Annotated in this window: 18 protein-coding genes; 14 read left to right on the top strand and 4 right to left on the bottom strand. The window is 34.1% G+C overall.

The genetic code is table 11. The features are described from left to right. Nucleotides 1-455: 455 nt before the first annotated feature. Nucleotides 456-866: a helix-turn-helix domain-containing protein gene (locus ACQKCJ_RS20665; protein ID WP_271335430.1), complete on the bottom strand. Its 411-nt coding sequence runs from the start codon at nt 864-866 to the stop codon at nt 456-458. Between the two features lie 404 nt (nt 867-1,270). On the opposite strand from ACQKCJ_RS20665, the gene ACQKCJ_RS20660 reads away from it, so the two are divergent. The 10 genes from ACQKCJ_RS20660 (at nt 1,271) to uvrB (ending at nt 14,364) form a co-directional block, all read left to right on the top strand. Continuing rightward, the gene (locus ACQKCJ_RS20660) at nt 1,271-3,493 is read left to right on the top strand and encodes an NADP-dependent isocitrate dehydrogenase (RefSeq protein ID WP_271335431.1); all 2,223 of its coding nucleotides are present in this window, start codon (nt 1,271-1,273) and stop codon (nt 3,491-3,493) included. Between the two features lie 258 nt (nt 3,494-3,751). Continuing rightward, the gene (locus ACQKCJ_RS20655) at nt 3,752-6,133 is read left to right on the top strand and encodes a TonB-dependent receptor (RefSeq protein ID WP_427402849.1); all 2,382 of its coding nucleotides are present in this window, start codon (nt 3,752-3,754) and stop codon (nt 6,131-6,133) included. 37 nt (nt 6,134-6,170) lie between these two features. Continuing rightward, nucleotides 6,171-6,992, top strand: coding sequence for a DUF4249 domain-containing protein (locus tag ACQKCJ_RS20650; protein ID WP_271335433.1), 822 nt, complete (start codon nt 6,171-6,173; stop codon nt 6,990-6,992). An 8-nt stretch (nt 6,993-7,000) separates the two neighbouring features. Then, the gene (locus ACQKCJ_RS20645) at nt 7,001-7,483 is read left to right on the top strand and encodes a GyrI-like domain-containing protein (RefSeq protein WP_271335434.1); all 483 of its coding nucleotides are present in this window, start codon (nt 7,001-7,003) and stop codon (nt 7,481-7,483) included. A gap of 153 nt (nt 7,484-7,636) precedes the next feature. Further along, the gene (locus tag ACQKCJ_RS20640) at nt 7,637-8,077 is read left to right on the top strand and encodes a DinB family protein (RefSeq protein ID WP_271335435.1); all 441 of its coding nucleotides are present in this window, start codon (nt 7,637-7,639) and stop codon (nt 8,075-8,077) included. 143 nt (nt 8,078-8,220) lie between these two features. Beyond that, nucleotides 8,221-8,676 (top strand): RidA family protein, encoded by a 456-nt coding sequence (locus ACQKCJ_RS20635; protein WP_271335436.1) that lies wholly within the window; start codon nt 8,221-8,223, stop codon nt 8,674-8,676. Nucleotides 8,677-8,889: 213 nt separating this feature from the next. Next, nucleotides 8,890-9,552 carry a thiamine diphosphokinase gene (locus tag ACQKCJ_RS20630; protein ID WP_271335437.1) on the top strand — a complete coding sequence of 221 codons (663 nt, stop codon included), beginning with the start codon at nt 8,890-8,892 and terminating at the stop codon, nt 9,550-9,552. A 263-nt stretch (nt 9,553-9,815) separates the two neighbouring features. Next, the gene (gene rlmF / locus ACQKCJ_RS20625; RefSeq protein WP_427402848.1) at nt 9,816-10,772 is read left to right on the top strand and encodes a 23S rRNA (adenine(1618)-N(6))-methyltransferase RlmF; all 957 of its coding nucleotides are present in this window, start codon (nt 9,816-9,818) and stop codon (nt 10,770-10,772) included. Between the two features lie 269 nt (nt 10,773-11,041). Continuing rightward, nucleotides 11,042-11,980, top strand: coding sequence for an alpha/beta fold hydrolase (locus ACQKCJ_RS20620; protein WP_271335439.1), 939 nt, complete (start codon nt 11,042-11,044; stop codon nt 11,978-11,980). Nucleotides 11,981-12,372: 392 nt separating this feature from the next. Further along, entirely contained in the window at nt 12,373-14,364 is a 1,992-nt protein-coding gene (gene uvrB, locus ACQKCJ_RS20615) for an excinuclease ABC subunit UvrB (RefSeq protein ID WP_271335440.1), read from the top strand. Here the strand turns inward: uvrB and ACQKCJ_RS20610 are convergent. Next, nucleotides 14,361-14,762, bottom strand: a complete 402-nt coding sequence (locus tag ACQKCJ_RS20610) for an excinuclease ABC subunit B (RefSeq protein WP_271335441.1) — start codon at nt 14,760-14,762, stop codon at nt 14,361-14,363. The two genes, uvrB and ACQKCJ_RS20610, sit on opposite strands and share 4 nt — an antisense overlap. Before the next feature lie 136 nt (nt 14,763-14,898). Here ACQKCJ_RS20610 and ACQKCJ_RS20605 point away from each other — a divergent pair, with 136 nt between their 5' ends. The 3 genes from ACQKCJ_RS20605 (at nt 14,899) to ACQKCJ_RS20595 (ending at nt 17,697) form a co-directional block, all read left to right on the top strand. Then, nucleotides 14,899-15,909 (top strand): dipeptide epimerase, encoded by a 1,011-nt coding sequence (locus tag ACQKCJ_RS20605; RefSeq protein WP_271335442.1) that lies wholly within the window; start codon nt 14,899-14,901, stop codon nt 15,907-15,909. A 5-nt stretch (nt 15,910-15,914) separates the two neighbouring features. After that, entirely contained in the window at nt 15,915-16,943 is a 1,029-nt protein-coding gene (locus ACQKCJ_RS20600) for an aminotransferase class I/II-fold pyridoxal phosphate-dependent enzyme (protein ID WP_427402847.1), read from the top strand. A 289-nt stretch (nt 16,944-17,232) separates the two neighbouring features. Further along, nucleotides 17,233-17,697 (top strand): DUF1456 family protein, encoded by a 465-nt coding sequence (locus ACQKCJ_RS20595; RefSeq protein WP_271335444.1) that lies wholly within the window; start codon nt 17,233-17,235, stop codon nt 17,695-17,697. A gap of 145 nt (nt 17,698-17,842) precedes the next feature. Here ACQKCJ_RS20595 and ACQKCJ_RS20590 read toward each other — a convergent pair whose 3' ends face one another. Beyond that, complete coding sequence (locus ACQKCJ_RS20590) at nt 17,843-18,547, bottom strand: LytR/AlgR family response regulator transcription factor (RefSeq protein ID WP_271335445.1); 705 nt, start codon at nt 18,545-18,547, stop codon at nt 17,843-17,845. 3 nt (nt 18,548-18,550) lie between these two features. Then, a complete protein-coding gene (locus ACQKCJ_RS20585; RefSeq protein WP_427402846.1) occupies nt 18,551-19,591 on the bottom strand; it encodes a sensor histidine kinase in 1,041 nt (346 codons plus the stop codon). A 219-nt stretch (nt 19,592-19,810) separates the two neighbouring features. Between ACQKCJ_RS20585 and ACQKCJ_RS20580 the strand changes: the two genes are divergently transcribed. Then, a complete protein-coding gene (locus tag ACQKCJ_RS20580) occupies nt 19,811-20,614 on the top strand; it encodes a DUF5694 domain-containing protein (protein WP_271335447.1) in 804 nt (267 codons plus the stop codon). Nucleotides 20,615-21,071: the final 457 nt, after the last annotated feature.

Genomic DNA, 21,071 nt, shown 5'->3' with positions numbered 1-21,071 from the left:
TTTTCAGGAGCTAATCCCGCTATTCGTTACAATCTTTTGCTTTTTAAAGAAAAAAGCAAAAGGATTTCCACTTCTATCGGGGCTAAGGCAATCATTTACATAAAAGCTTTTTAGTATTGATAATTAGAACAATGCGAACCAAGAATTGAAATGTGCCGTTAGGCACTAAATATTGGTAGATAATATACATTAGAAATACGGGCGTGCCGTAGTTACGCAACAAAATCGTAACTATTGCGTACCTACTGCACGCTAGATTTATTACGATTTTTATTAACTACCAATATTTAGTGCCTAACGTGAGGGATAGAAGTGGAAAGCCCACAGCATGACGAAGGAAGTGCGAGGACTTGCAGCGGATAGCCCGAGCCGCCTCTTTCGGCGGGACACGCCCAAAATAAAAAAACCGACACTTATTAAAGCATCGGTTTGTATTTTAATGAAAAATTGATATTCTATTTATTCAATAGTTTTTCTAAATATTCGATTTTATCTTTTTCAGCTTGCAGTAAACGCTCGTAAAGCTTTTCTTTTTCCTGAAAAGTTTCAATTAATTTATCCAATGGATTGAAAGTACAATGATTATTTGCAAAATTACCATTATTAATACTATTGTCTTGGAAACTATTAAAATAACTAATCATATTTTCTTCTGAAAAACTTTTAATTGCTTCAACGGTTACGCCAAGTGCTTTTGCAACTTCTGCAAGTTTTTGTTCGTCTATAGTTTCACTATTTTCAATAGCAGATATAGCTTGTTGGTTTGTTCCTAAAGCTTGTACCAAAGCTTCCTGTTTCATATCACGAAGTTCACTAATACGGCTAATTTTTCGCCCTATATGATTTGGTTTTATAAGTGTGCTCATAATTCAAAGAAATGATTAAGCGTAATAATAAACAACAAGTAAAAAACATATTAAACAATGTATTTCACATTTGTTATATGTTTATTGCATTTGAGTCAAAAATACAACTTTTCAGACAAAAACCACCAAAGCTAAAATGAATTTTTATAACTTTCAGCCTTTTCCTCTTTCGGAATCTTTCACTTTTACCTCTGATTCATCAAAACCATAATTTTTTAGGATCAAAATAATCGATTTGACAATTTAACGACCTCGAAATAACAATCTGATAATTTCAGTTTTTCTCCGGAATACTACACCGTTTTCGAACTGTTTTTATTATATTTGCTCCGCTCATTCTGAGCCGACTATACCTTTTACATCGCTACATCTTGGCGATACGATTATAAAAAAAAAAAAAAAAAATGACACAGAATTCAAAAATCTATTACACCTTAACTGATGAGGCGCCATTGTTAGCGACTTATTCTTTTTTACCTATTGTTCAGGCATTTACTGCTACAGCTGGTATTGCAATTGAAACGAGAGACATCTCTTTGGCAGGTAGAATTTTATCAAATTTTCCTGATGTTCTTACAGATGCTCAAAAAACTGGAGATGCTTTGGCTGAATTGGGTCAATTAGCGACACAACCTGAAGCTAATATCATCAAATTACCAAATATTTCTGCATCAGTACCACAATTAAAAGCTGCAATTGCAGAATTACAGTCTCACGGTTACAAAATTCCTAATTTCCCGGAAGATCCACAAAATGATGCTGAAAAAGAAATTAAAGCTAAATATGCTAAAGTTTTAGGTTCTGCTGTAAATCCTGTTTTACGTGAAGGTAACTCTGACCGTAGAGCTCCAAGAGCAGTTAAGAACTTTGCAAAAGCAAATCCACACTCAATGGGTGCATGGTCTGCTGATTCTAAAACAAAAGTAGCTTCTATGCCTGATGGTGACTTTTACGGAAGCGAAAAATCACTTACTGTAGCAGAAGCAAATGATGTAAAGATCGAATTCGTAGCAAAAGATGGCACAACAACTGTTCTTAAAGCAAGTACTCCGCTTAAGGCAGGTGAAATAATCGACAGTTCTGTAATGCATTTAAAAGCTCTAAAAAGCTTTGTTGCTGACGCTATTGCTGATGCTAAAAAAGAAGGAGTTTTACTTTCTGTGCATTTAAAAGCTACAATGATGAAAGTTTCAGATCCAATTATCTTTGGCGCTATCGTTGAAGTATATTTTGCTGATCTTTTTACAAAATACGCCACTTTATTCTCTGAATTAAATATAGATACAAGAAACGGTTTAGGTGATATCTACGCAAAAATTGCGGGAAGACCTGAGCAAGCTGCTGTTGAAGCTGACATTACTAAAGCGATCGAAAACGGACCAGCTCTTGCAATGGTAAATTCTGATAAAGGAATTACAAACTTACACGTTCCATCTGATGTTATTGTTGATGCTTCTATGCCGGCAATGATTCGTACTTCTGGACAGATGTACAATAAAGAAGGGAAACAACAAGATACAATCGCTGTTATTCCGGATCGTGCTTATTCTGGAATTTATACTGCAACTATCGATTTCTGTAAAAAACACGGTGCTTTTGATCCAAAAACAATGGGAAGTGTTCCTAACGTAGGTTTGATGGCTCAAAAAGCTGAAGAATACGGATCTCATGACAAAACTTTCCAGGTAAAAGCGGACGGAGTTGTTCGTGTAGTTGATAATAAAGGAACTGTGTTAATGGAGCAGAACGTTGAGGCTAATGACATTTTTAGAATGTGTCAGGCTAAAGACGCTCCTATTCAGGACTGGGTTAAACTAGCTGTAAACAGAGCTCGTTTATCTGATACTCCTGCTGTTTTCTGGTTAGACGAAAACAGAGCGCATGACAGAGAATTGATCGTAAAAGTTCAAAAATATTTAAAAGATTACAATACCGTAAATCTAGATATCCGTATCCTTAACCCAATTGCTGCAACTGAATTTACTTTAGACAGAATCATCAAAGGTTTAGACACTATCTCTGTAACAGGAAACGTTTTACGTGATTACTTAACTGATTTATTCCCAATTTTAGAATTAGGAACTTCAGCTAAAATGTTATCAATCGTTCCGTTAATGAATGGTGGTGGATTGTTTGAAACTGGTGCTGGAGGTTCTGCCCCAAAACACGTTGAGCAATTTACAGAAGAAGGATATTTACGTTGGGATTCATTAGGAGAATTTCTTGCTCTTGGTGCTTCTTTAGAGCATTTAGGACAAACTTTAGACAACTCTAAAGCAATTGTTTTATCTGAAACTTTAGATGAAGCAAACGATAAATTCTTAGCAAACGATAAATCTCCTGCCCGTAAAGTAGGTCAGATCGACAATCGTGGTTCTCATTTCTATCTTGCTTTTTATTGGGCACAAGCTTTGGCAGCTCAAAATAAAGATGCTGAATTAAAAGCGATCTTTACTCCTATTGCTGCTCAATTTGAAGCTAACGAAACAAAAATCAATGATGAACTAATTGGTGCACAAGGAAAACCTCAAACTCTTGGTGGTTATTACCAGCCAACTCCTGATTTAGTAAGCAAAGCAATGCGTCCTAGTACAACATTTAACGCAATTGTTGCTGAAATAAAATAATAAGATTTTAAGGACAATCAAATAAAGACGCAACACTATTCGTCTCTAGAGAGAAACCTTTGAACCTTCATAAAAAGACAACTTTAAACGGTTGTCTTTTTTTTGCCTTTCAGAATAATCTATCGAGAATTTATAAGCAAACTAATTAAAGGATCAAAAGCCTGTAACAATAATAGAATATTCTTAACTAATGTTTAACAATCGTTACGCATTAATATTTAGTAAGAATTATTAACTATGTGCTTCAAATACAAGACAATGATTACAAAAAAAATTGGCCTTATTCTCATCTTCCTATTAACAACTTTAACTTCATTTTCTCAGGAAAAATTTACTTTAAGCGGAACAATCACTGACTTTAAAAACAACGAAACTTTAATTGGCGTAAATGTTTACATTCCTGCTTTAAAAATAGGAACAACCACCAACGAATATGGTTTTTATTCTCTAACGGTTCCTAAAGGCGAACATGAAATTGAAATTAGTTATGTGGGGTACCAGACAATCCACAAAAAAGTTATCTTAAATCAAAATACAAAAACAAATTTTGGGATAAAGGAAGGTGGCGAAGAGCTTCAGGAAGTTGTAATAAAAGACAACAGAGGCAAAATCAATATCAAGTCGCCTGAAATGAGTGCCAATAAACTCTCTATTGCTGCCATAAAAAAAATGCCCGTTGTTATGGGGGAAGTCGATGTTCTTAAATCGATTTTACTACTTCCGGGAGTAACGAATGCAGGCGAAGGTGCTTCTGGATTTAATGTTCGTGGTGGTGGAGCTGATCAGAATTTAATTTTATTAGACGAAGCAACGATCTTTAACTCTTCTCACGTTTTTGGTTTTTTCTCTGTTTTTAATCCTGATGCTATAAAAGATTTAAAATTATACAAAGGCGGAATTCCCGCTCGATATGGCGGAAGGGCTTCATCTGTATTGGATATTTATCAAAAAGACGGAAATAGTAAAGAATTCCATGTAAATGGAGGAATTGGATTAATTTCAAGCCGACTTCTTGCTGAAGGTCCAATTGTAAAAGACAAAGGTTCTTTCTTAATTGGAGGAAGAGCTTCATATGCCCATTTATTCCTGAAACTGTCAGAAAAACAAAAAGACAACTCGGCCTATTTTTATGATTTAAACACAAAATTAAGTTATAAACTAAACGACAATAACAGTTTGTATTTATCCGGTTACTTTGGTCGTGACGTGTTCAGCCTGAACAAAAGTTTTACGAATATCTACGGAAACTCTACTTTGAACCTGCGTTGGAATCATTTATATTCTGATAAATTGTTTGCGAATCTATCCTTAATTTACAGTGATTACTATTATGGCCTTGATCTGGATTTCGTAGGTTTCAAATGGGATTCGGGAATCAAAAATTACAACATCAAATATGATTTCAAGAACTATATTTCTGATAAATTCAAATTAAACTATGGTGTAAACGGAATCTATTACGAATTCAATCCCGGAACTATTAAACCAAGTAATGAAACTTCAGGAATCAACCCGGACCAATTAGATCGAAAATATGCTTTTGAGCCCTCTGTTTATATAGAAGCAGAAAATCAAATTTCGAAAAAGATTACGATTTCTTACGGATTGCGTTACAGTTTATTTTATCGTTTAGGAGCTTCGACAATTAATTATTACGATAATAATGAACCTGTGATCTTCAATACTGACATGCAGATTTACGAAAAAGCAATACCAACATCTACCAAATATTTTGGCAAAAACAAGGAAATTCAAAATTACAATAATTTAGAACCCCGTTTTTCTGCTTCTTACCAACTAAATGATGATCAATCGATTAAGGCCAGCTATAACCGAATGGCGCAATACCTTCAATTAATATCAAACACCTCATCTCCTACTCCTCTTGATGTCTGGATGCCAAGTGACAATTATATCAAACCACAAATTGCAGATCAGGTGGCATTGGGTTATTTTAGAAACATAAATAACGGCGCGTATTCTGTAGAAGTTGAAACGTATTACAAGAAAATTCAAAACAGACTGGATTATATCGATGGTGCTGATTTGATTGCCAATGACGCTATCGAGCAAGTAATCCTAAACGGAAGAATGCGTTCTTACGGGGTTGAATTTATGCTGAAAAAGAATGAAGGCAAACTAAACGGTTGGATCTCTTATACGCTGTCAAAATCACAACAACAAACGCCGGGAAGAACTCCTGAAGAAACAGGTATCAATAATGGACAATGGTACAGTTCTGCTTATGATAAAACACATAATTTAGCAGTGACAGGTGCTTATACTTTAAACGAGAAATGGTCTTTTGGTGCTAACTTTGCGCTACAATCCGGTCAGCCTGTTACGTATCCAAACGGTCAGTACGAATATTTAGGAATTACGGTTCCTAGTTATGGATCAAGAAACGAAAATCGCCTGCCTGCGTATCACCATTTAGATGTTTCGGCAACTTTAACGCCTAGAAAAAACAAAGACAGAAAACTGAAAGGCGAATGGGTTTTTAGCATTTACAACTTGTATAATCGCCATAATGCCGCTTCGATCAATTTCCGTCAGAACGTTGATACAGGTGCAAATGAAGCAGTACAAACTTCTATTTTTGGGATGGTTCCTGCGGTTAGTTATAATTTTAAATTTTAAGAATCATTTTCTTCAAAAAGGAAACAAAAAATATATCATGAAAAAAGCGACCTTATTCTTTGTACTTTTATTTTCGATTTTCTTTACCAGCTGCGAAGAAGTTGTCGACGTTGATCTCGATACTGCTCCGCCAAAATTGGTAATCGAAGCTGCTATAAACTGGCAAAAAGGAACATCAGGAAAACAGCAAACTATAAAACTGAGTACAACGACCGGTTATTTCGAAAATGTGATTCCGACAGTTTCCGGGGCAACCATTTTTATAAAAAACAGCCACAACGACCAATTCAATTTTATAGAAGTAACCAAAACAGGAAGATATGTTTGCACCAACTTCAACCCGGTAATTGACGAGACTTATACTTTGACTGTCATCAACAAAGGAATTACTTATACAGCCACTGAAATAATGAAATCTGTTGCGCCAATAACCCGTATAGAACAAAATAACGAAGGTGGTTTTACAGGAGATGAAATCGAAATCAGAGCATTTTATAACGATCCTCCGGATGCTGATAATTTCTACTTATACAAATACGGCTACTCAAATAAAGTGACCTCGACCTATTATGTGGGTGAAGATAAATTCTTTCAGGGAAATGAGTATTTTAGTAAATCAGATGATGATGATTTAAAAATTGGAAATGAAGTCGAAATCACACATTACGGAATCTCAAAACAATATTATAATTATATGAGCATTTTAGTAAGTATTGCGGGAAGTAATGTTGGTGGACCATTTCAATCCCCACCCGCTACGGTAAAAGGAAATATCATCAACACAATAGATAAGGCCAATTATCCGTTAGGTTATTTTTCACTTAGCGAAACAGATTATAAAAAATACACTATTCAATAATCAGTACAATGGAAGCCCGAATTGAAATATTACCAGAAAAAAAATTAATTGGTAAACATATCGTAATGTCGTTTATCGAAAATAAAACATTCCAGTTGTGGAGTTCTTTTATGCCAAAACGTAAAGAGATCAAGAATTCGATTGACTCTAATTTATATTCGCTTGAAGTTTTTCCTGATGGACATTTTAATAATTTTGATCCTAACAACAGCTTCCAAAAATGGGCAGCTGTCGAAGTTTCTGATTTTGATAAAGTCCCGCCAGAAATGGAAACTTTAATTATCCCAACCGGATTGTACGCAGTCTTTGTTCATAAAGGCCCACAAAGCGAAGGACACAAAACTTATCATTCTATTTTTGTCGAATGGCTACCCAATTCAAGATATACCGTAGACGAACGACCGCATTTTGCAGTAATGGGTGATCAATACAAAAAAGAAGATCCGGATTCTGAAGAAGAAATCTGGATTCCGATAACGCCTAAAGCTTAACTTTTTTGCCACAGATTTTAATGATTAAACACAGATTATCAAAACAATAACATTATTATTAAATCGTACTAAGTTCCATTTATAATTATTTTAATTAAAAGAAATCCGGATTAATCATTAAAATCTGTGGCAAAAAAAAAAAAAAAAAACGTTATGCTAATTGAAACCTTAAAATCTCTTTTCAACCGAGATCTCCACCAATTAAAAGTCGAGATAGAATTGTATCATGATGAAAGCAAACTTTGGGCAATTGATAAAGGTATTTCAAATTCCGGAGGAAATCTTTGTTTACATCTTATCGGGAACATCAATACTTATATTGGAGCCGAAATAGGCAAAACAGGTTATGTCCGTGATCGTCCTTTAGAGTTTTCCTTAAAAGATATTCCAAAAACTGAGCTAATTACCAAAATTGACGACACTATTCTGGTCGTAAATAATACGCTTGACAGTTTAACCGAAGATGATCTGGAAAACATTTATCCACAAATTGTGTTCGAAAAAGAGATGACAACAGGATTCTTTTTAGTGCATCTCTCCACACATTTGGCCTATCATTTAGGACAAATCAATTACCATCGAAGGCTACTTTAAGTTTTTAGTCTCAGTTTTCAGTCACAGTTTACAGTAAGCACCGAGACTGAAAACTGCGACTGAAAAAAACCTCAACATATGTACAGGTTTAGAAGTTAGAATTAAGCAAACTTTGCAAATAATTAATTCAATATTTCGAAAACATGAAACATTTACTTTTTAGCCTATTTTCACTTTGCGCGTTTACTACAAAAGCACAAACATTCAAAAATCCAGAATCCCTATTCGATCCAACTCCTTATGGATTTAGTCACGCATCATCGGTTTCTGCTCCTGGAGAATTGGTTTACATTTCAGGGCAAAGTGGCGGAGCAGGAAAAGAACATACATTAAGTAATAATTTTAGAGAGCAAACTCAGATTGCCTTACAAAACATAGTCACGGTTCTCGATAGCTACAAACTAAAACCGGAGAATATTATAAAAATAACCATTCTGATTGTAGATCATTCTCCTGAAAAACTAAAAATATGGAACGAAGAAATCAGAAAAGTTTGGAAAAACAATCCATTTCCGGCAAGTACTTTAATTCCCGTTCCTAAATTAGCTATCGACGGAATGCTAATCGAAGTTGATGCTATCGCTTTCAAGGCAAAATAAAAAAATTTCACCATTAAGATATTAAGAAAGTTAGGTTGCTATTCTAAAAAGCAAACCATTTGAAAATTCTTTTAATCTTAATAATCTGTGGTAAAAAAAATACAACCATTAGGATATTAAGCCAGCCAACTAAACTTTCTTAATCTCTTAATGGTAAAATAAAAAACTTATAACTTTCGTACCTTTGCAGCACATTTCAAATCAAAAATCTAAATGTCTTCACACCATATCGTACGCGACGACCAGGAACCCGCTTTAATTATTGCCAACGGAGCAGCATGTAATCCTGAATTATTAGGACAATTGCTCGAATGGTCGCCACTTGTGATCGTATTGGATTCTGCCATGGAAAGAGTTGTTGAATTAGGTATAAAAGTCGATGTACTTTTAGGAGATTTCGATCATGGCTTTGATCCTGAAATCTACAAAACATCTCAATATCCAATAGAAATTGTACACACTCCGGATCAGGACAAAACCGATTTAGAGAAAGCTTTCGATTATTTAATCGCGCGAAAAATCCCTGCCGTAAACGTAGTTTGGGCCACGGGAAAACGCGCCGATCATACCATTACAAACCTTACTAATATCGTTCGTTACCGCAATCTGATTAAAATTGTTATTCTCGACGATCATTCTAAAATATTCTTGCTGCCTAACAAATTCGAGAAATGGTACACCGCAAAAACACCTATTTCTTTGATTCCCATTGGTGTTGTCAACGGAATTAATTCTACCAATTTACTATATCCTCTAAAAGACGATACCTTAACAATTGGTTATCGAACCGGAAGCAGCAATTCTGTTCTTCAGGACGGTTTAGTCAGCATTACCCATAACGAGGGCGATTTATTGTTGATGGAGTGCATGGATTAAAAAAAATTTTGTTTCACGCAGATTATAGAAGATCAAATTTTGAATGATCATCTGTGTACATCAGCTAAATTATTTTAAAATCTGCGAGAAAAATTAGCACATAGAAACATAGTTTAAAATCTCTAAAAAAATCACTTACCCTTACATTAATTCGCATTTGGAATTTGGATTTTTTTTTATTGGAATTTAGATTTTAAACATTGGAATTTTAAACCGACTGAGACTAAGAAAGGAATGACTATCTTTGCACGGAAATTTACAAAATGAAAGAAACAGACAATTCCGAAAAAAATAATTTACATCCTCGAAATCTTCACCGTTCCCGCTATGATTTCGAACTTCTTATTACGAATTGTCCTGAATTAAAACCATTCGTTGCAATAAATATTCACGGAATTGAAACCATAGATTTCAGTAATCCTTTGGCTGTAAAAGCGCTTAACAAAGCCTTACTACAAACCTATTACGATATACAAGACTGGGATATTCCTAAAAATTATCTTTGCCCGCCAATTCCTGGCCGAACTGATTATATTCATTATCTGGCTGATTTATTAGCCGAAACCAATAACGGAGTTATCCCTCAAGGATCTTCGGTTTTAGGTTTAGATATTGGTACAGGTGCCAATTGTATCTATCCTATTTTAGGAAATGCAATTTACGATTGGAGTTTCGTAGGAACGGATATCGACGAAAATGCAATTGAAAATTGTAGTAAAATCATCGAAGCAAACCCAAAATTGATTGATGCCATCAGTTTACAGCAACAAACTGAAGCTCGTTTTATATTCAAAAACATCATCACACCCGAAGATCGTTTTACGTTCACGATGTGCAATCCACCTTTTCATTCTTCTGCTGAAGATGCAAATCAAAGTACCCTTCGCAAAATTTCGAACCTGACAAAGGAAAGAAAGAAAACAAATCCTGTACTGAATTTTGGAGGTCACAATGCCGAATTATGGTGCGATGGCGGCGAAATTGGTTTTGTTACCCAAATGATTTACGAAAGCTCAAAATTTGCTATGCAATGTTTGTGGTTTACTACATTAGTTTCAAAAAGAGAAAACCTGTCCAGCATTTACAAAACACTTAATAAAGTAAATGCTTCTTCGATAAAAACTATTGATATGGCTCAAGGCCAAAAAACCAGCCGAATCATTGCCTGGACTTTTTTAAGCGAAAGTCAGCAAAAGGCGTGGAAGTTTGAGAATTCTTAACTATTAAATCCTATTATCATAAGTAAAACTAAAAACAGCACTGTTTCTGAAATTTCAAAAATTGATTTGGAACAATACAATAAAGAGCTGGCATGTTCTGAAAAAGAAATTAAAAATGGAAGTTTTTACTCTCACAGTGAGGTTAAAAATAATATTGAAAAATGGAAAGTAAATTCAAGAAATTACAATTATGATACTTTAAAATAAAATTCTGATACTTTATCGATAGTGTATTTCCGTACCTTTAAAGTAAATTGAATTTTATTACTATGCCAAAAACATACTTCAGAATACTCTTATTACTTGTACTTACAGGCTGTTCTTCGACTAAAAAAGCAAAATTTGACGATTATGTTTTTAAAACAAAAAGTGAAAAGCAAGCTTATATTAACTCTTACGACAAAGCCTTAAAACTTTGGGATATTCCTTATACTGAGGAAGACATAAAAACCACTTACGGCACGGCTCACGTTATTATGGCTGGTCCAAAAAATGGAAAAGATCTGGTTTTACTTCACGGAATGGATGCGAGCTCTACCATGTGGTATCCAAATATTAAACCATTAGCCAAAAACCATCGCATTTACGCAATTGATTTCATGATGGAACCGGGAAAATCGACTCTGGCTTCAAAATCACTTTCATCAAAAGAAATTGTAATTTTATACAATGAAATTTTCGACCATTACAAATTAAAGAAATTTGATATTGTTGGAGCTTCCCGCGGCGGCTGGATTGCCACATTATTAGCCACTCAAAAAGGAAATTCAATAGATAAAGTAGTGTTGCTAAGTCCGGCGCAAACCTTTAAATTCATTGACAAAGTAGGTAAAACGACTTCTGCTTTAATGCTGAAACTTTTCCCAAGCGAAAAGAAATTCGGAAAAACACTAAAAACATTTTCTGCACATCCTGAAAAAATTAGTCCCATTTATAAAAAGCAATTTTATTTGGCCAATAAATATGCTAAATCAAATTCAAGTATGTTCAAAATGCATCCCTTTTCAGATGATGATTTAAAATCGATTACCAATCCTGTTTTGGTTTTAATTGGAGATCATGATGTCATAAATTCTGAAGAGAGTTTAGAAAGAGCCAAAAAATATGTAAGTAACAGTAAAACTCAGGTTATAAAAGATGCCAGACATTTTTTAACCATCGATCAGCCAAAAGTTGTAAATGATGCGATGATTGATTTTTTAGAATAGCCAAATAAGTTATATTCCCTACAACTAATGCAATCAAGTTAAGACATGAGTACATGAGTAAACACAGAAAGTATTCACAAAGTTTGTCATCTCGACGAAGGATAGATCACACTAGTATTTCCGTTCAGATATTCGCCAATCTTTGTCGAGTTTCTTGTGCAATCTCTCCTTCGTCGAGATGACAAGTTTAATAAAAAAACTCCTTTAGAAGTTTAATTTTGATAAAAGAACCATAACCACACAGAATATCGCGTAGGGATTATACCAATTCAATTAATAATAACAAAAGACAATTCGTAAAAATTCGGGCAATTCATGTAATTCGTGGCAACCCTTTTATATAGAATTCAAACTTTGTATCTTTACAAAACTAATTTTTTCATCCTTCAAAAATGAATTTCCAAGTATCCTCAGAGTATAGTCCAAAAGGTGATCAGCCACAAGCAATCGAAAAACTTTCACAAGGTGTGATCGATGGCGAAAAATACCAGACATTATTAGGCGTTACCGGATCCGGAAAAACATTTACGGTAGCCAATGTCATTCAGGAAGTTCAAAGACCAACCATAGTTTTGGCCCACAATAAAACTTTGGCAGCGCAATTATATTCTGAGTTCAAACAATTTTTCCCCAATAATGCGGTCGAATATTTTGTTTCCTACTACGATTATTATCAGCCCGAAGCATTTATGCCTGTAACAGGGGTTTTTATCGAAAAAGATTTATCCATCAATGAAGAGCTCGAAAAGATGCGTTTAAGCACAACTTCTTCCCTCCTTTCGGGACGTCGGGATGTTTTGGTTGTCGCTTCTGTTTCGTGTTTATATGGTATTGGGAATCCGGTTGAATTTAAAAAAAATGTAATAGAAATAAGCAGAGATCAGGTTATTTCGAGAACTAAATTACTTCATAGTCTGGTTCAGAGTTTATACGCCAGAACCGAGGCCGATTTTAATCCGGGAACTTTCAGAATCAAAGGCGATACGGTCGAAGTATATCCAAGTTATGCCGATGACGCTTACAGAATTCACTTTTTTGGCGACGAAATCGAAGAAATAGAATCATTTGATGTGAAGACCTCACAAGTTATAGAAAAATTCAAAAGACTTACTATCTATCCCGCTAATATGTTTGTGACTTCTCCGGATGTTTTGCAAGGCGCTATTTGGGAAATTCAGCAAGATTTGGTTAAACAAGTCGATTATTTCAAAGAAATAGGAAAACACCTCGAAGCCAAACGTCTGGAAGAACGTACTAATTTTGACTTAGAAATGATTCGTGAATTGGGGTATTGCTCCGGAATCGAAAATTATTCCAGATACCTTGACGGAAGACAGGCCGGAACAAGACCGTTCTGTTTATTAGATTATTTCCCAAGTGATTATTTGATGGTTGTTGACGAAAGTCACGTAACCGTTTCTCAGGTTCACGCCATGTACGGAGGCGACAGGAGCCGTAAAGAAAATTTGGTGGAGTACGGTTTCCGTTTACCGGCCGCCATGGATAACAGACCTTTGAAATTTGAAGAGTTTGAAGCCATACAAAATCAGGTAATTTATGTATCTGCAACACCGGCAGATTACGAATTACAAAAAACAGATGGTGTTTATGTAGAACAAATTATTCGTCCAACGGGACTATTAGACCCTATTATCGAAGTAAGACCCAGTTTGAATCAAATCGATGATCTGATTGAAGAAATTCAGGTACGCTGCGAATTAGACGAAAGAGTTTTAGTAACCACGCTGACCAAAAGAATGGCCGAAGAACTCGCAAAATATTTAACTAAAGTAAACATTCGTTGTCGTTATATACATTCTGAAGTAGATACGCTGGAACGTATCGAAATTATGCAGGATTTACGAAAAGGTATTTTTGATGTTCTTATTGGAGTAAACTTACTTCGTGAAGGTCTTGATTTACCAGAGGTTTCGCTAGTTGCAATTTTAGATGCTGATAAAGAAGGTTTTCTTCGTAATCACAGGTCTTTAACACAAACTATTGGTCGTGCTGCAAGAAACCTTAACGGAAAGGCAATTTTGTATGCGGATAAAGTTACGGCGAGTATGCAACGAACAATGGACGAAACAGAATATCGAAGAACTAAACAGATTAACTATAATACAGAACACGGAATTACACCACAAGCTCTGAATAAAAAGATTGACAGTGCCTTTACTAAAAATCCTTTGGTAGAATATGAGTTAGGACATACTCTATCTGCCGCTGCCGAATCGGAAACTGCTTATCTATCGAAAACCGAATTAGAAAAAATGATTCGCGAAAAACGAAAATCAATGGAGAAAGCGGCAAAAGAACTGGACTTTTTGCAAGCGGCTAAGTTGCGTGATGATATCAAAAAACTACAGGAACAATTGGCTTAATTGTGTTGTTCCTGAAAAACTCTCAATAAAACGTTAGGGTCTATTATTGCGTTTGGAGCATTTTTCATCAAATCTAAAACACGTTTGGTTGCATTTGGGTTCAACCCCATTTCGATTGAAATTTGCTGAATTGCTTTGGCTTCTTTTTCGTGCAAAATACCATCACAATACATGATTAAAGCGAGTCTGTAAAATTGCTGTATGCGCTGAAACTCCGATTTTATAATTTGAGCAGTATGCTCCTGATGAAATAAATCTTTAAAATCGACATACTCGATGCTCAATTCCTGAGCTACCAGCCACAAAAAATCATACTCCCTTTTATGCAGTTGCCCATCAACGGTAGAAAAAGCAATCATTTCTAAAAGTAAACTTCTCTTTTCTGTTTCGGTATTCATCAATTTATTATTTTTAGCTAAAATATTGTTTTTAAACCTAAAACGCAACACAACTCATGATTACAGATCTTTCTCTTTTGTATTGTTGTGGATAACAAATATTTTATATGAAATATAAAAAGCAATCAAACTCGCTATGAAACTTATTTTAAGAGAATACAATCTAAAACTAAAACATACTTTTACCATTTCAAGAGAATCTATTGATTTTCAGCCTTCACTGATTGTCGAACTCAAAAGTGATGGCTTTTCGGGTTTTGGAGAAGCCACTTCGAATCCGTATTACAAAACAACGGTTCCGGTAATGATGCAGGATTTAGAAAAAATCAGAACTGTTATTGAAACTACAGATAATGAAACTCCCCATATTTTTTGGGCAAAAATCTATCCTTATTTAAAAGGCGATATGTTTGCTTTATGCGCTTTAGATTTAGCTTATAATGATTTATATGCTCGTAAAAAAGGCAAGAAATTATATGAATTATGGAATTATAATATCGCAAATAATCCGCTTACTGATTATACGATCGGAATTGCTTCTATAGACAAAATGGTTTCGAAAATGCAGGAACTTCCGTGGCCTATCTACAAAATCAAACTGGGAACGAAAGAAGATCTTGCGATTGTAAAAGAACTCCGCAAACACACGAATGCTATTTTTAGGATCGACGCCAATTGTGGCTGGGGTGTTGAGGAAACGATTAATAATGCGATTGAACTAAAAAAATTAGGCGTAGAATTTTTGGAACAACCCATGAAAGCTGATAATTGGGAAGCGCATAAAGAAGTTTTCAAACACTCAGTTTTACCTGTAATTGCTGATGAAAGCTGTATTATCGAAGAAGATGTTGCCAAATGTTTCAACCATTTTCATGGTGTAAATGTAAAATTGGTAAAATGTGGCGGATTAACTCCGGGCAAACGTATGATCGAAGAAGCTAAAAAACTCGGTTTAAAAACAATGGTGGGTTGTATGACGGAATCAACGGTGGGAATTTCTGCCATTGCACATTTATTACCTCAACTAGATTATGTTGATATGGATGGTGCTTTGCTTTTAGCCGAAGATATTGCAACCGGCGTAACAATAAAAGATGGTGTTATTCATTATTCTGACCTTAACGGAACGGGAGTTACCTTAATCTAAACGTTATGAATGTCAATCAGTTTCCGGATAGAATTATCGAAATCGATCACGAAGAATATTTGTATTTTGGAGGAACGGCTTATTTGGGATTACCAACAAATAAGGAATTTCAGGAATTGGTGATTAAAAACATACGAAAATGGGGAACTACTTACGGGAGTTCCAGAAGTGCCAATATAAATCTAACGGCTTATGAGAGCGGCGAAACTTTCTTAGCCACACATATAAAATCAGAAAGCGCCGTTACAGTTTCGTCCGGAATGCTCGCCGGCAAATTAGTAATTGATATACTGAATAAAAGCACGGATCGATTTTTCCATTTTTCAGATATTCATACTGCCATCAAAACGAATAGTTTACCGTTGTTTATAAACGAGAAAATAAACCCGAGATTACTGGATTCTCAACCGGAAAGAATTACAATTCTGACTGATGGAGTTCCGTCTTTCCAAACCCGGGCAGTTGATTTATCAATGCTGGCAGCAATTCCTAATCATAAAGAAATTACACTTCTTATTGATGAATCGCATTCGTTTGGAATTTTAGGCAGAGATGGCTGTGGAATTTATTCACAAATCGATCTTCCCATCAAAAAAAAAATCATGATTTCGTCCTTGGGGAAAGCATTTGGCTTAAACGGTGGCGTTATTGCAAGCGATGCTTCTTTTATCAACCAAATAAAAGAACAAGACACTTTTGTTTCTGCTGCTGGAATGAATCCTGCTTTTGTCCAGACTCTGGCCGATGCTTCAGTTCTTTACAAAAATCAACATCAAAAATTGATTGAAAACCTGAATTATATTGATCAAAAGTTAATCAAAAATGACACTATCAAATTTGACAAAACCTATCCTTTAATTTATTTAGAAAATGACAATCTAATCGAAATATTAAAAGAAAATAAGATTATTATAGCCAATTTCAAATATCAAAAAAATGCTAACAACCTAAATCGAATAGTGATTACCGCCAATCATCTTCACGAAGATTTAGATAAATTAGTAAATATCTTAAACGATTCTAATTTTAAGTAAAAGCAAAAAAAGTTGCCACGAATTACACTAATTTTCACGAATTGCATTGCGCGTAAATTTCAATTAGTAAAAATTCGTGTAATTCGTGGCAAAAAAACCAGGCACAACTGAATAAATTGTAATCAAATTAGTTTTAAAACGTACCTTTGTAGAAAATAAGTGCATAGTTTGTTATCACGCGAAAGAGCAATCTTCGTTGTTTGCTTACATTGCGAAGATTCCTCTATTATATGAATGACAAAGATTGGGGAACTTGAAACTTGAAACAATTGAAATTAAAAAACAAAAAATGACAAATAACGATATCCTAAAAAAACTTCGCGTGGCTTTGATGCTCCGTGACGACCAAATAGTTGAAATTTTAGAATTAGTAGATTTTAGAATTACAAAATCAGAATTGGGAGCTTTTTTTAGAGCCGAAGATCATGAAAATTACATGGAATGTGGCGATCAGGTTTTACGTAATTTCTTAAACGGATTGGTAATTCATTTAAGAGGAACGAAAGAAAATCCTAAAAACCCAAACGATGTTTTAGCAAAACATAAAGCAGAGATTCCTAAAAAAGACAGTACGAAAGAAAGACCTGAATTTAAAGCTAGTGCAAAAGATGCTGAAAAAGGAAGAGGCGATAAAGCACCTTCTAAATCAGGACCTGCAGCTAAAAAACCTTTCAAGAAGAATAACACTAAAACTGCTCCTAAAGTACAGGTTGTAGAAAAAGTGATTTACAAAAACGGTAAGAATAAAAAATAATTAACCGCAAAGGTCGCAAGGTTTTACGCAAAGTTCGCAAAGTTTTTATTGATAAAGCTTTGCGAACTTTGCGTTTATCAGCATAAGTCCGAGATAAAAACTTGGCGTACTTTGCGGTTAAATAAAATTAATGATTAGGTTTTCTTTATATCTTATTCTGATCAATTCGATCAAAAAAAGCATCTTTAAAAGTCGCTCCAATTGGCAATTCTTTTGCATTAATAAAAACCGAAAAACTATCCGTAGATTCTATTTGTTTTAAGGCAACGATAAATGACTTATGGATTTGAATAAAATCTTTTTCAGGCAATGATTCTATTACATTTTTTAAAGACGAATGGGTGATAATTTGTTGTTTATGAGTATGGATACAAACATAATTCTGAAGACTTTCTATGTATAAAATTTCTTCTAAAAACAACTTCTGAAATTTGTTTTTTCCGTCTGTTTTTATGAAAATAAAATCAGATGAATTATTCATTACAACTTCTGTTTTAGGGTCGGAATTCAGCTTCGAAACGGCCTGATAGAAACGTTCAAAAGCAATTGGTTTCAATAAATAATCAATAGCATTTAATTCAAATCCTTCTAATGCAAAATCAGGATAAGCCGTTGTAAAAATGACCTTAATATCTTTAGAAATTATCCTTGAAATCTGTAAACCTGTTAATTGCGGCATTTGAATGTCTAAAAAAATAACATCAACGCTTTGTGTATTCAGAAACTCTAATGCTTTTAATGAATCATTGAAAACTCCCACCTTTTCCAGAAAAGATACTTTTTCGATGTAATTCTCGAGAATGCGGGTTGCTGGCGGTTCATCATCAACAATGATACATTTAAAGGTCATAAATTATTTTTTTAGTGGTATTTTCAAATAGGTTTTAAAGGTATTATTTTCTGCTGTTTTTTCGAGTATAAATTGATCTATATAAGTAAACTCTAATCGTTTGGTCAGGTTTTCAAAACCAATTCCGGTCGACGAATAATTCTCTCCTCCCACATTATAATTAAAAGTTAAAAGTTCTAAAAAACCTTCTTTTATTTTGATCAGAATAATGGCTTTTTCATCGGGATTATTAAGTTTTGCATGTTTAAAAACATTTTCGATAAAATGTATTAATGCCGAAGAAAGGATTTTTTCAGTCGAAAAATTTCCTTCAATTTCAAAATCTAAATAAAGCTGATCTTCAAATCGTTTTTGCTGCAAATGAATATAATTTTGTAGAAACTGAATTTCTTTAGAGAGCAATACCTCCTCTTTTTCTGTCTCTGTAATGACATAACGAAGTAAATCTGACAATACTAAAATATCTGATGCCATTTTATCATCTTTCAGAATCAACTGACTGTAGAAGGAATTAAGTGTATTAAACAAAAAATGCGGGCTTACTTGTGACTTTAGCATTTGAAGCTGTGCTTTTTTATTTTCTAATACTAATTGCTGATTTTGCTTGTAGGTATTTTGAAATTGCCAAAATAAGTAACTCACAGCACTTAAAATAACAGATGGCAATCCAAAGAAAAAGTTGTCACGGATGTAATAGGTTATTTCTCGCGCTTTCTCTCCATAATTATGAATTCCTGTAATTTCAAAAATAACAACTTCTTGCAAAAAATAGCGTACGCCGGCAAAAATCACTAATGAAACCGGAATACTCAATAAATACAAAAAAGCTTTCTTTTTATTTAAAAACCAATTACAAAAGGTATAGAAATTCAGAATATAAACAACGAAAATAGACAGAAAGAAACCGATATTAAATGCAAAATACAAACTACTAAAAACGGAATCTAACCCACGATTGTTAACTCCTATATCCCACAGATAAAGAAGTATAAATAGCCCTAAAAAAAGAAGAACATGATAATAAAACGGGATTTTTGACTTCATAATGATGTTGTTATTATTTCAAAAATACAACTATGACTTTACATGAATACTATATTTATATAAAATGGTCATTTCCTTGGATGAACTATCCAAAATAGTACACGAAATTTTTTACCAGCCAATTATCATTGTTTGCAATCCGGAATGTGGTGTTCATCAAAAACTAAAAATCCAACTGAAAAGCTGCTCTACATTTGTCATGAATTTAAAACAATCATCATGAAAAAAATCGCTTTACTATTAGTTTTTACAATTGTATTCAACACCGTTTCTGCTCAACAAAAAAAGAAACAAATCTTACTGCTTGGAACTTTCCATTTTGAAAATCCCGGGCTTGATGTTGCCAAAATCAATACCTTTAATGTAATGACAGACAAGAGCCAGAAAGAGCTTGAAAACATTACCAATAAAATCAAAAAATTTGGTCCTGATAAAATTTTTGTAGAATGGAATTATCAAAAACAGGACAAACTGGATAAATTCTATAACAAAAACACGGATAGTTTACTCCATAAAAATGCCAGCGAAATTGTACAAGTTGCATTAAGATCGGCTAAAAAATTAGAACACAAAAAGCTATACGGAATTGATTATAAAGACACTGACTTTCCTTATGATAGTTTAGTAAAGGGAATAGAAGCAGCCAATCAGTTTGACCTGATTAAAAAAAATGAAGAGTCAATGAAACATTATGAAACAGATCAAAATAAAAAAATTGCTAAATACAATTTAACTGAACTTCTTCTAGATATTAATACAAAAGCGTCCAATGAAGATAATATTGGCTGGTATCTCGAAACGGCGAATAAAGGCGGTAAAACAGATAATTTTGTGGGTGCTTTTTTAGTTTCAGAATGGTACAGAAGAAATCTTTATATGTATGCTCTAATCCAGAAACTAACAGAAAGCAAAGACGATAAAATAATGGTTTTATTGGGAGCGGGACATACGGCCATGTTGAGAGAATTTGTTGCACATGATCCCGAATTTGAAATTATAGAATTGGCAACCGTTTTGAAATAGTTACGAATCTAACCACAAAGAAAGCAAGGGTTTACGCAAAGTTTTATTAATAAAGCTTTGCGGATTTTATGCCTTAAAAAAGTATAATAATAAATTCCGTTGTAAAATATAGCCCGTGGTTTCAACCACGGAGACACAATGTATATCACAATCCGCATATCACAATTTGTATATCCCGTAGCGTCCCCGTGGTTGAAACCACGGGCTATGTTCTCAAAAATCGCCAAGCTTTATCAAGTATAGCTTTGCGAACTCTGCGTTTATAAAGATCCTTATAATTAAAAATCCTTGCGATCTTTGCGGTTAAATCCTCACCAGTTAAAATGACTCCAAAAAAAAAGAAGCCGTCTCAAAACATATAATTTGAGACGGTTTTTTATTTGATGATGTTTTGATTTTTATTGGGTTAATTTTGAGTGGAGGCAAAAATTGCCCTTATGCTGCAATTTTCTTCCTT

The organism is Flavobacterium sp. NPDC079362 (genome assembly GCF_050267765.1).
GTDB classification, from domain to species: Bacteria; Bacteroidota; Bacteroidia; order Flavobacteriales; family Flavobacteriaceae; genus Flavobacterium; species Flavobacterium azizsancarii.
Note: the sequence above shows the minus strand (reverse complement) of the source record. Positions and strands in the feature narration are given on the sequence as shown.